General features: G+C 73.4%; 11 protein-coding genes. 9 read left to right on the top strand and 2 right to left on the bottom strand.

Annotation, left to right across the window (positions count from 1 at the left end; all coding sequences use genetic code 11):
* Positions 1-198, bottom strand: a 198-nt coding sequence (locus C3489_RS33275) for a toxin-antitoxin system HicB family antitoxin (protein WP_103785846.1), incomplete at its 3' end; no start/stop codon positions are given.
* 270 nt (positions 199-468) lie between these two features.
* Between C3489_RS33275 and C3489_RS33270 the strand changes: the two genes are divergently transcribed.
* The 9 genes from C3489_RS33270 (at position 469) to mug (ending at position 10,992) form a co-directional block, all read left to right on the top strand.
* Positions 469-1,248 carry an ABC transporter ATP-binding protein gene (locus C3489_RS33270; RefSeq protein ID WP_103785849.1) on the top strand — a complete coding sequence of 260 codons (780 nt, stop codon included), beginning with the start codon at positions 469-471 and terminating at the stop codon, positions 1,246-1,248.
* 3 nt (positions 1,249-1,251) lie between these two features.
* Entirely contained in the window at positions 1,252-3,822 is a 2,571-nt protein-coding gene (locus C3489_RS33265; RefSeq protein ID WP_103785845.1) for an ABC transporter permease, read from the top strand.
* A gap of 36 nt (positions 3,823-3,858) precedes the next feature.
* Complete coding sequence (locus C3489_RS33260) at positions 3,859-4,749, top strand: LLM class F420-dependent oxidoreductase (RefSeq protein ID WP_103785844.1); 891 nt, start codon at positions 3,859-3,861, stop codon at positions 4,747-4,749.
* A gap of 96 nt (positions 4,750-4,845) precedes the next feature.
* Positions 4,846-5,271: a GNAT family N-acetyltransferase gene (locus tag C3489_RS33255; RefSeq protein ID WP_103785843.1), complete on the top strand. Its 426-nt coding sequence runs from the start codon at positions 4,846-4,848 to the stop codon at positions 5,269-5,271.
* A 143-nt stretch (positions 5,272-5,414) separates the two neighbouring features.
* The gene (locus tag C3489_RS33250; RefSeq protein ID WP_103785842.1) at positions 5,415-6,743 is read left to right on the top strand and encodes a hemolysin family protein; all 1,329 of its coding nucleotides are present in this window, start codon (positions 5,415-5,417) and stop codon (positions 6,741-6,743) included.
* Positions 6,740-7,753 (top strand): hemolysin family protein, encoded by a 1,014-nt coding sequence (locus tag C3489_RS33245; protein ID WP_103785841.1) that lies wholly within the window; start codon positions 6,740-6,742, stop codon positions 7,751-7,753. The genes C3489_RS33250 and C3489_RS33245 overlap by 4 nt, the downstream gene beginning before the upstream one ends.
* Before the next feature lie 331 nt (positions 7,754-8,084).
* Positions 8,085-8,867 (top strand): SGNH/GDSL hydrolase family protein, encoded by a 783-nt coding sequence (locus tag C3489_RS33240; RefSeq protein WP_103785840.1) that lies wholly within the window; start codon positions 8,085-8,087, stop codon positions 8,865-8,867.
* 122 nt (positions 8,868-8,989) lie between these two features.
* Positions 8,990-10,432, top strand: a complete 1,443-nt coding sequence (purB, locus tag C3489_RS33235; protein WP_103785839.1) for an adenylosuccinate lyase — start codon at positions 8,990-8,992, stop codon at positions 10,430-10,432.
* A gap of 14 nt (positions 10,433-10,446) precedes the next feature.
* Positions 10,447-10,992 carry a G/U mismatch-specific DNA glycosylase gene (gene mug, locus C3489_RS33230; RefSeq protein ID WP_103785838.1) on the top strand — a complete coding sequence of 182 codons (546 nt, stop codon included), beginning with the start codon at positions 10,447-10,449 and terminating at the stop codon, positions 10,990-10,992.
* A 4-nt stretch (positions 10,993-10,996) separates the two neighbouring features.
* Here mug and C3489_RS33225 read toward each other — a convergent pair whose 3' ends face one another.
* On the bottom strand, positions 10,997-11,443 hold the full coding sequence (locus C3489_RS33225) for a hypothetical protein (protein WP_103785837.1): 447 nt from the start codon (positions 11,441-11,443) through the stop codon (positions 10,997-10,999).
* Between the last annotated feature and the right edge of the window lie 35 nt (positions 11,444-11,478).

Raw genomic sequence — 11,478 nt, 5'->3', positions numbered from 1 at the left:
CTCCTCGGCGAAGACCGTCCCGTAGCTCTTCATGAAGTCGGCGGCGGCCTCCACGAACGTACGGCCCGCCTCACCGGCGTCCTGTCTGACCAGCTCCTCGATGTAGCGGTTGACGCTCATCCCGCGGGCCAGCGCGCGCTCCTTGGCGGCGCGGGCGGTGTCCTCGTCCACGCGCACGTTCAGCTGGGTCTTCGCCATACCTCGACGCTAGCGCCAGGGCGCTAGCAGCGGCAAGGGCGCGCGGGGGCGACCTCCTGTACCGCGTGTGCGCCGGGTCACATTACGCTCGGCCGGGACGACCATCCGGGTCGCACGACGAGGCAGGAGGCAGCCGTGTCCGGTTCTGCGGCGGAACACCCGCACCCGCCCGGCTCCGCCCCGGCCGACCGGACCGCGGTCGGCGGGACCGGGGCGCTCGGGACTGGGGCCGATGGCGCCGAGGCCCGGGGAGCAGCGGCGGGCGGCGCCGTGGCCGGCGGCACCGCGGCCCGTGCCCGTGGGCTGACCAAGGCGTACGGCCACGGGGAGACCACCGTGCTCGCCCTGGACGCCGTCGACGTGGACATCGCCCGGGGCCGCTTCACCGCCGTGATGGGCCCCTCCGGGTCCGGGAAGTCCACGCTGATGCACTGCCTCGCGGGGCTCGACACCGTCTCGGCGGGACAGGTGTGGCTGGGCGACACCGAGATCACGGGGCTGCGGGAGCGGGAGCTGACCCGGCTGCGGCGGGACCGGGTCGGGTTCATGTTCCAGTCGTTCAACCTGATCCCGACGCTGAACGCGCTGGAGAACATCACCCTGCCCATGGACATCGCGGGCCGCAGACCCGACCGGCAGTGGCTGGACCGGGTCGTCGAGGCGCTCGGTCTGCGGGACCGGCTCACCCACCGGCCCGCGCAGCTGTCCGGCGGCCAGCAGCAGCGCGTCGCGTGCGCCCGGGCGCTGGTGTCCCGGCCCGAGCTGATCTTCGCGGACGAGCCGACCGGGAACCTGGACTCCCGGGCCGGCCTGGAGGTGCTGGGCTTCCTGCGGGAGGCCGTCGACGCGCTCGGGCAGACCGTCGTCATGGTCACCCACGACCCGGGCGCCGCCGCCCACTCCGACGTCGTGCTCTTCCTCGCCGACGGGCGGATCGTGGACCGGATGGAGCAGCCGACGGCGGAGGCGGTGCTCGAACGCATGCGCCTGTTCACCGGGAGTTCCGCCCAGGGCTCGGGCCGGGAGACGTCCCCGGCCGAGGAGGGCTGAGCAGTGCTCCGAGCGACCCTGCGCAGCTTCCTCGCCCACAAGGGCCGTCTGCTGCTGTCCGCGCTGGCGGTCGTGCTGTCCGTGGCGTTCGTCGCGGGCAGCCTGATCTTCTCCGACACGGTCACCCGCACCTTCGACCGGCTGTTCGCCTCCACGGCCGCCGACGTGACCGTGTCACCGAAGGAGGACCTGCGCGCGTCGGTGCCGAGCGGCGCCGTGCAGACCCTGCCGGCCTCGCTCGCCGCACGCGCGGCGAAGGCCCCGGGAGCCGCCTCGGCGCACCCGGACGTCACCGTGCAGAACATCACCGTGGTCGACCGCCGCCGCAGGTCCGTCAGCCCGACCACCGGCGCTCCCACCATCGCCCGCGACTGGTACGTCACCGACCGCAGCCCGGTCCGGCTGACCTCGGGCCACGCCCCGCACGGCCCGCACGAGGCGCTGCTGGACGCGGACACCGCCCGCAAGAAGAACGTGCGGATCGGGGACACGCTCACCGTCCTGGCCCAGCCGGGCACCTTCCCGGTACGGGTCGTCGGCATCGCCACCTTCACCACCACCAACCCGGGCTCGGCCCTGCTGTACCTCGACCAGGCGCACGCCGCGCGGCTGCTGCTCGGCTCGGCCGGCCGCGCCACCGCGATCTCCGTGCAGGCGGCGCCGGGCGTGAGCGACGCCGTGCTCAAGCGCGGGGTCGCCGCCACGCTCGGCACCGGGCCGTACGAGCTGAGGACCGCCGGTGAGCAGGCCAAGTGGGCGGCGCAGCAGCTCGGCACGTTCCTCGACGTGGTCAAGTACGTCATGGTGGGCTTCGCCGGGATCGCCGTGCTCGTGGGTGTCTTCCTGATCGTCAACACCTTCTCCATGCTGATCGCCCAGCGCACCCGCGAACTGGGGCTGCTGCGCGCCCTGGGCGCCGACCGGCGGCAGGTGCGCCGCTCCGTGCTCACCGAGGCCGTGCTGCTGGGGCTGGTGGGCTCCACGCTGGGCCTGGCGGCCGGGATCGGCCTCGCGGTGGGGCTGATCCATCTGATGGCCGTGTTCGGGATGAACCTCCGCACGGCGGAGATGGCCGTCGGCTGGGTGACCCCGGTGACGGCCTACGCCGTCGGGGTCGGCGTCACCTTCGTCGCGGCCTACCTCCCGGCCCGGCGTGCCGCCGCCGTGTCCCCGATGGCGGCGCTGCAGGACGCCGAGGTCGCCGGGGTGGGCCGGCCGCTGAGGGTGCGCGCGGTCGCGGGCGCCGTGCTGGGGATGCTGGGCGCGGCGGCGCTCGCGGGGTGCGCGGCGTCGTCCCGGACGGCGTCGGCGGCCTCGCTGCTCGGTCTCGGCGTGGTCCTCACGCTGATCGCGACCGTGGTCGCGGGACCGCTGCTGGTGCGCCCGGTGATCCGGGTGCTCGGCGCGGCCTTCCCCGCGGTGTTCGGCCCCGTCGGCCGGATGAGCCAGCGCAACGCCCTGCGCAATCCGCGCCGTACCGGAGCCACCGCGGCCGCGCTGATGGTGGGTCTCGCGCTGGTCGGCGGCATGTCGGTGGCGAGCGCGTCGATGTCCCGCTCGTTCGACGAGCGGATCGACAAGACGCTGGGCGCGGACTTCGTGGTGCAGAACGGCGGCCGGTACATGCCGTTCTCGCAGGACGTCACCGACCAGGTGCGCGGCACCCGGGGAGTGGGGCTGGTGGTACGGCAGCGGTTCGCGCCGGTCGCCGTGCGGCTGCCGGAGGGCGGGCGCGTGGAGACGACGGCGTCCGGTTACGACCGGCGGCTCGACGACGTCGCCCACATGACGTACGCCGCGGGCGGCACGGCGGCCGCGCTGGCCCCGGGCGGCATCGGGATGGACGCCGGTTTCGCCCGCGACCACGGCGTCCGGCTCGGCAGTGTGCTGCCGGTGGAGTTCCCGGGCGGGCGCCGCGCCGAACTGCGGGTCGGCGCGCTCACCGACCAGGACCAGGCCGAGGGGTTCGGCATGCGGGGCGGGCTCTTCCTCGGCATCGGCACGGTCGAGCGGTACGTGCCGGGCGGCCAGGACGCGGCGCTGTACGTCAACGCCGCCCCGGGCACCAGCCCCGACGTGCTGCGCTCCCGGCTGGAGCGGGCCCTGACGCCGTATCCGCAGGTGCAGGTGCGCGACCAGGCCGACTACAAGAAGCTCGTGCACGACCAGATCGCGGTGCTGCTGTACCTGGTGTACGCGCTGCTCGGGCTTGCGATCATCATCGCGGTGCTCGGTGTGGTGAACACGCTGGCACTGTCGGTCGTGGAGCGCACCCGGGAGATCGGGCTGCTGCGGGCGATCGGCCTGAGCCGGCGTCAGCTGCGGCGGATGATCCGGCTGGAGTCGGTGGTGATCGCGGTGTTCGGAGCGGTGCTGGGGCTCGCTCTGGGGCTGGTGTGGGGGGTGTGCATGCAGCGGGTGCTGGCGTTGCAGGGCATGAAGGCGCTGGCGGTGCCGTGGACGACGATCGTCGCCGTGGTGATCGGATCCGCGGTCGTCGGTGTGGTCGCGGCCCTGCTGCCCGCGTTGCGTGCGTCCCGCATGAATGTGCTGGCGGCCATCGCGCACGAGTGATGGAATCGCTAAGTACCCTGGCGTGGAGGAGAGTTCGTGTTACGTCCGTTCCGTTTCGGTGTCAATCTGCTCGATCCGTCGCCCGCCGCGGAATGGCGGGACAAGTGCCGCCGCGCGGAGGAGCTCGGCTACGACGTGATCCTCGTCCCCGATCACCTCGGCATGGTGGCGCCTTTCCCGGCACTGGTCGCGGCGGCCGAGGCGACCGAGCGGCCCCGGGTGGGCACGTTCGTGCTGAACGCCGGTTTCTGGAACCCGGCGCTGCTGGCCCGTGAGGTGGCGACGACGGACGCGCTCACCGGCGGCCGGCTCGAACTGGGCCTGGGCACCGGGTATGTGAGGACCGAGCACGACAGCGCCGGGCTGCCCTTCGGCTCGCCCGGCGAGCGGGTGGACCACCTGCGGCGCACGGTGGAGGAACTGGAGCGACTGCTGGGCTCGGAGGAGCACCGGCCCCGGCCCGCGCAGCGGCCGCGGGTGCCGCTGCTCATCGGCGGCAACGGCGACCGGATGCTGCGGCTGACCGCCGGGCACGCCGACATCGCGGCGTTCACCGGCGCGCGCACGGTGCCGGGCAGCACGACGGGGCAGCTGGCGCCGATCACCGCCAAGGAGCTGGACGAGCGGGTGGCCCGGTACCGGGAGTTCGCGGCCGGCCGCGAGGAGCCGGCGGAGCTGAACCTGCTGATCCAGTCGGTCGTCGTCACCGACGACCGGGAGGCCGCGGCCCGGCCGTACCTGGAGCGGATCGCGGGGTTCACGCTGGAGCAGCTGCTGGAGCTGCCCCTCTTCCTGTTCGGCACTCAGGAGGAGATCGTCGCGCAGGTGCTCGCGCTGCGGGAGCGGTACGGCTTCACGTATCTGGCGGTGCTGGAGCCGTCGATGGAGGCGTTCGCGCCAGTCATGGGCCGGCTGCGCGGCCTGTGATGCGTCCAGCCGGTCATGGGCCGGCTGCGCGGTCTGTGAGGCGTCCGGATCGTGGAATTCCGGGTCGGCGGGCGTCCGGCGTGATGTGATCACCGTATGTCTGAACTGCGGATACGGGCGGCGGCGCCCGGCGACCTGGACACCGTGCTGGCCTTCTGGAGGACGGCCGCCGAGGGCACCAGCATCAGCGACGACCGGGACGGGGTGGAGCGGCTGGTCGCCCGCGATCCCGAGGCGCTGATCCTGGCCGAGCAGGACGGCGAGCTGGTCGGCACGGTGATCGCCGGCTTCGACGGCTGGCGCTGCCATCTGTACCGGCTCGCCGTCCACCCCGGGCGGCGCCGCAGGGGTATCGGCACGGCGCTGCTGGCGGCCGCCGAGAAGCGGTTCACGGCGCTGGGCGGGCGGCGCGCGGACGCGATGGTCCTGGTGCGCAACGAGACCGCCCACCACGCGTGGGGGGCGGCCGGGTACGGGCCGGAGGAGCACTGGCGGCGCTGGGTCAAGCCACTCCCCTCCTGAGTCTTTTTGCTCATCCTTTACCATTGGTGGACCACTCGGTCCTCCATGAAAGGTTGTGAGCGTCCGCCCATGGGCGAGCCCCCCAGTAGCCGACATCGCGCGATCCTGCCTGCCCTGTCCGACCATGGGACGGAGGTGACCCGATGATCGAAGTGCTTCTGCTGCTCGTGGCCGTGCTGCTGTCGCTCGCCTGCGGTGCCTTCGTCGCGGCCGAGTTCTCGCTCACCACCGTCGAACGCGGCGAGCTGGAGCGCGCCGTGGAGCGCGGCGAGCGGGGCGCCGCCGGAGCGCTGAAGGCCGTACGGAACCTCACCTTCCAGCTCTCCGGGGCGCAGCTCGGCATCACCGTCACCAACCTGGTCGTCGGCATGCTCGCCGAGCCCTCCATCGCCAAGCTGCTGGCCGGGCCGATGGAGAGCCTCGGCCTGTCCGGCGGGGCGGCGAGCTCGGTCGCGCTCGTGCTGGGCACGGCCCTGTCCACGGTGTTCCTGATGGTCGTCGGCGAACTGGTGCCGAAGAACTGGGCGATCTCCGCGCCGCTGGCGATGGCCAAGCGCGTGGGCACCCCGCAGCGCTGGTTCAGCGCCGCGTTCCGTCCCTTCATCACGCATCTGAACAACACCGCCAACCGCGTGGTGCGCCGCTTCGGCATCGAGCCGGCCGAGGAGCTGGCCTCCGCGCGCGGCCCGCAGGAGCTGGCCGCGCTGGCCCGGCACTCCGCCAAAGCGGGCGCCCTGGAGCCGGACACCGCCGAGCTGTTCGTGCGCACGCTCAACCTCGCCGACCTCACCGCCGAGAACGTGATGACCCCGCGTGTGCAGGTCATCGCCCTGGAGGCGCAGGCGACCTGCGAGGACGTGGCGAACGCGACCCGGGCGACGGGGCTGTCCCGCTTCCCGGTCTACCGCGGCAGCCTGGACGCGGTCGTCGGCACCGCGCACGTCAAGGACGTCCTGGCCGTACCCGCCGACATGCGCCCCCGGGTGCCGGTGTCGGAGCTGATGCGCGAGCCGCTGCTCGTGCCCGAGTCGCTGACCGTGGACCGGCTGCTGGACCGGCTGTCCGGCAAGCGGACCATGGCCGTGGTCATCGACGAGTACGGCGGCACCGCGGGCGTGGCGACGCTGGAGGACATCGTCGAGGAGGTCGTCGGCGAGGTCCGCGACGAGCACGATCCGCACGAGACGCCCGACCTCGCCCAGGCCGGCACCGACGAGGACGGCCGCGCGGTGTACTCCGCCGACGGCGCCGCCCGCATCGACCAGCTCGCCCGGGTGGGCCTGCGGGCGCCGGACGGGCCGTACGAGACGCTGGCCGGGCTCGTCGCGGCGGAGCTGGGCCGGATACCGGCCGTCGGCGACATCCTGCACGTCGCCGGCTGGCGCATGGACGTGGTGGACGCCTCCGGGCGCCGGGCGGCGCGGGTGCTGCTGCACGCGCCGCTGGACGACGAGAAGGAGGTGCCGCGGTGACCGCGGTGCAGTTGCTGATCGGTTTCGCGACGCTGGTCGTCAACGCCTTCTTCGTCGGCGCCGAGTTCGCGCTGATCTCGGTACGGCGCTCGCAGATCGAACCGCACGCCGAGGCCGGCGACCGGCGGGCCCGCAGCGTGCTGTGGGGTCTGCAGCACGTCTCGGCGCTGCTGGCGGCGGCCCAGCTCGGCATCACCCTGTGCACGCTGGTGCTGGGTGTGGTGGCCGAGCCGGCCATCGCGCATCTGCTGGAGCCGGTGTTCCACGCGCTCGGTGTGCCGCAGAGCGCGGGGCACGCGGTGTCCTTCGTGATCGCGCTGACGCTCGCGACGTATCTGCACATGCTGCTCGGCGAGATGGTGCCCAAGAACATCGCGCTGGCCGAGCCGGTGCGCAGCGCGCTGCTGCTCGGCCCGCCGCTGGTCACGCTCGCGCGGGCGCTGCGGCCGGTGATCTTCGCGATCAACGCCTTCGCCAACGGGTTGCTGAAGCTCATGCGGATCGAGACCAAGGACGAGGTGACGGCCACCTTCTCGGACGCGGAGCTGGCGCAGATCGTCAAGGACGCCGGCGAGGCCGGGCTGCTCGACGACCGCGCCACGGAGCGGCTGCACGACGCGCTGGAGCTGGGCAGCCGGCCGGTGCGCGACGTGGTGCTGCCGCTGGAGCGAGTCGTCTACGCGCGCGTGGGCGTCACGCCGGAGCAGCTGGAGGGCCTGTCGGCCGAGTCCGGGTTCTCCCGCTTCCCGGTGGTGGACGAGGGGCGGCGCATCGTCGGCTACCTGCACGTCAAGGACGCGCTGGACGCCTCGCCCCGGGACATGCCGTTCCGGCTGCGGGACATGCGGTCCATCGCGCGGGTGCGGGAGACGACCCCGCTGGACGACGTCCTCACCGCGATGCGCGGCAGCCGGACGCACCTGGCAGCGGTCCTGGGCTCCGACGGACGGTTGGCCGGGCTGGTGACGATGGAGGACGTGCTGCGGGAGCTGTTCGGGCAGCGGGCCTGAGCGGCCGGGGGGCCTTGCCGGGGCCGGGCGGCGGGCCTTGCCTGAGCTGTCCGGCAGGGCGGGCCCGCTGGGCCGGCGGGCGGGATCGGGCGGGGGTTGCGGCGGGGCCGCGCGGACGGCCGCGTCGGCGGGCGGGCCGCGTTCGTGTGCGGATCGGGCCAGGTGACGGCCCAGCCGCAAGGAGGGCCACGTTGGCGGGCCGCGTCGGTGGGCCGGATCAGCACAGACGGGCCGCCATCAGCACAGCGGGGCTGGTGGAGGGCGGGCTCCGTGCCGTTGGGGAGGCCTACCGACCGCTGGGTATGGTGGGCGGGTTACCATCGCTGACGCCATGGAGACGAACCCCGCCTACACCAGTCTGGTCGCCGTCGGCGACTCCTTCACCGAGGGCATGTCGGACCTGCTGCCCGACGGCTCCTACCGCGGCTGGGCCGATCTGCTCGCGGCGCGGATGGCCGCCCGCACGCCCGGTTTCCGGTACGCCAACCTGGCCGTGCGCGGCAAGCTCATCGGGCAGATCGTCGAGGAGCAGGTGGGCGTGGCCGCAGCGATGGGCGCCGATGTGATCACCCTGGTCGGCGGCCTGAACGACACCCTGCGGCCCAAGTGCGACATGGGGCGGGTCAAGGGGCTGCTGACCGAGGCCGTGGAACGGCTCGCGCCGTCGTGCAAGCAGCTGGTGCTGATGCGCAGCCCCGGCCGGCAGGGTCCCGTCCTGGAGCGGTTCCGCCCGCGCATGGAGGAGCTGTTCGCCTGCATCGACGAGCTGGCCGAACGGCACGGTGCGCTCGTGGTCGACCTGTACGGGGCGCCCTCGCTCGGCGATCCCCGGCTGTGGGACGTCGACCGGCTCCATCTGACCGCCGAGGGGCACCGGCGGGTCGCCGAGGCGGTGTGGCAGGCCCTGGGCCACGAGGCCGAGGACCCCGAGTGGCACGCACCGCTGCCCACGGCGGTGCCGCCGAGCTGGACCGCCCGCCGCATCGCCGACCTCCGCTTCACCCGGCAGCACCTGCTGCCGTGGATAGGCCGCCGCCTCACCGGCCGCTCCTCGGGCGACGGCCGCCCGCCCAAGCGCGCGGAACTGCTGCCGTACGAGGCTCCGGGGGCGTAGGGAGAAAGGCCGCGGGGTCCGCTCGCCGCGCGACCTCCCGGGCACGTGACCGGCGTCTCGTAGCTTCCGCCGAAGGCCACCTGGGCGCTGGCCTGCACGAATCGCCAGTAGAATCTGGTCACGTGACTTCTGCGCCCGCCAAGCCCCGCATCCCCAACGTCCTCGCCGGACGGTACGCCTCCGCCGAGCTCGCCACGCTCTGGTCGCCCGAGCAGAAGGTGAAGCTGGAGCGTCAGCTCTGGCTCGCCGTGCTGCGCGCCCAGAAGGACCTCGGGATCGAGGTACCGGACGAGGCGCTCGCCGACTACGAGCGCGTCCTCGACACCGTCGACCTGGCCTCCATCGCCGAGCGCGAGAAGGTCACCCGGCACGACGTGAAGGCCCGCATCGAGGAGTTCAACGACCTCGCCGGGCACGAGCACGTGCACAAGGGCATGACCTCCCGCGACCTCACCGAGAACGTCGAGCAGCTGCAGATCCGGCTCTCGCTGGAGCTGATGCGCGACCGCACGGTGGCCGTGCTGGCGCGGCTCGGCAAGCTGGCCGGCGAGTACGCCGAGCTGGTCATGGCCGGCCGCTCGCACAACGTCGCCGCCCAGGCCACCACCCTCGGCAAGCGCTTCGCGACCGCCGCCGACGAGCTGCTCGTCGCCTACGGCCGCCTGGAGGAGCTGCTCGGCCGCTACCCGCTGCGCGGCATCAAGGGCCCGGTGGGCACCGCGCAGGACATGCTGGACCTGCTCGGCGGCGACGCCGCGAAGCTGGCCGAGCTGGAGAACCGGATCGCCGGGCACCTCGGGTTCGCGCAGGCGTTCACCTCCGTCGGCCAGGTCTACCCGCGCTCGCTGGACTACGAGGTCGTCACCGCCCTGGTGCAGCTCGCCGCGGCTCCGTCGTCGCTGGCCAAGACGATCCGGCTGATGGCCGGGCACGAGCTGGTCACCGAGGGCTTCAAGCCGGGCCAGGTCGGCTCCTCCGCGATGCCGCACAAGATGAACACCCGCTCCTGCGAGCGCGTCAACGGCCTCATGGTCATCCTGCGCGGCTACGCCTCCATGACCGGCGAGCTGGCCGGCGACCAGTGGAACGAGGGCGACGTGTCCTGCTCGGTGGTGCGCCGCGTCGCGCTGCCGGACGCGTTCTTCGCGTTGGACGGTCTGCTGGAGACCTTCCTGACCGTCCTCGACGAGTTCGGCGCCTTCCCGGCGGTCGTGGCCCGCGAGCTGGACCGCTACCTGCCGTTCCTCGCCACCACCAAGGTGCTGATGGGCGCGGTGCGCGCGGGCGTCGGCCGTGAGGTCGCGCACGAGGCGATCAAGGAGAACGCCGTCGCCACCGCCCTGGCGATGCGCGAGCAGGGCGCCGAGCGCAACGACCTGCTGGACAAGCTCGCCGCCGACGAGCGCCTGCCGCTCGACCGGGAGCAGCTGGCGGGCCTGATGGCCGACAAGCTGTCCTTCACGGGCGCCGCCGCCGACCAGGTCGCCGCGGTCGCCGCCCGGATCGAGGAGATCGTCAAGCAGCACCCCGAGGCCGCGGGCTACACGCCCGGCGCGATCCTCTGACGCCGCTTCACGCGATGCCCCGTTTCACGCAGGCGGAGCTGGAGGCCGCCCGCGACCGTCTGGTACCGGACGTGGTCGCGGACGGCCTGCGCGTGCTGTTCTGCGGTATCAACCCCGGGCTGATGAGCGCCGCGACGGGCCACCACTTCGCCCGGCCCGGCAACCGGTTCTGGCCGGTGCTGCATCTGTCCGGCTTCACGCCCCGGCTGCTCACCCCCGCGGAGCAGCAGGAACTCCCGCGCCACGGGCTCGGCATCACCAACGTGGTCGCCCGGCCGACGGCACGCGCCGACGAGCTGAGCGCCGAGGAGTACCGGGAGGGCGGCCGACTGCTGACCGCCAAGGTCGAGCGGCTTCGGCCGCGCTGGCTGGCCGTCGTCGGCGTCACCGCCTACCGGGCCGCCTTCGACGACCGCGCCGCGCGGGTGGGACCGCAGGCCCGCACGATCGGGGACACCCGGGTGTGGGTGCTGCCCAATCCGAGCGGCCTCAACGCGCACTGGACCCTGGCGACCATGGCCGAGGAGTACGCCCGGCTGCGCCGGGCCGCCGAGAAGTAGCCGGTCAGGGCGGGTCGATGTCGGTGACGACGGCGAGCAGCTGGATCTCGTCGTGCGCGTCCCGGTCGGCCACCCCGAGGGCGATCCAGCGGCCCGTGTCGTCCGGATCCCACAGGTCCAGCTCGTCCACCCGGACACTGACCGTGCCCCACGGCTCCGGTATCTCCTCCCCCCGCCCGGCCCGCATGCGCAGGCCCTGCGTGCCCCAGGGCTGCTGGTGGACTCCCCTGCGCCGGTCCAGTGCGCGGGCGACGGAGTCCTTCAGGGCGTGGAAGTCCGCCGCGGTCGGCGCCCGCTCCCCCGGGTCCCCCTCCCGCAGCCCGTGGCTGGTCGCCAACTCCGCTATGAACCAACCCGGCCCGGCCGTACCCACGTCCGTCCTGCCGCGCTGCCCGGGAAACGCCCGGGAGCACAGCTGGTCGATCACGGCGAGATGCTGCGCGCTGTCCATGTGATCCAGTAAAGCGGCCCCCACTGACAATTGGC

Origin of the sequence: Streptomyces sp. Ru71 (assembly GCF_002920535.1) — a bacterium.
GTDB lineage: Bacteria > Actinomycetota > Actinomycetes > Streptomycetales > Streptomycetaceae > Streptomyces.
Note: the sequence above shows the minus strand (reverse complement) of the source record. Positions and strands in the feature narration are given on the sequence as shown.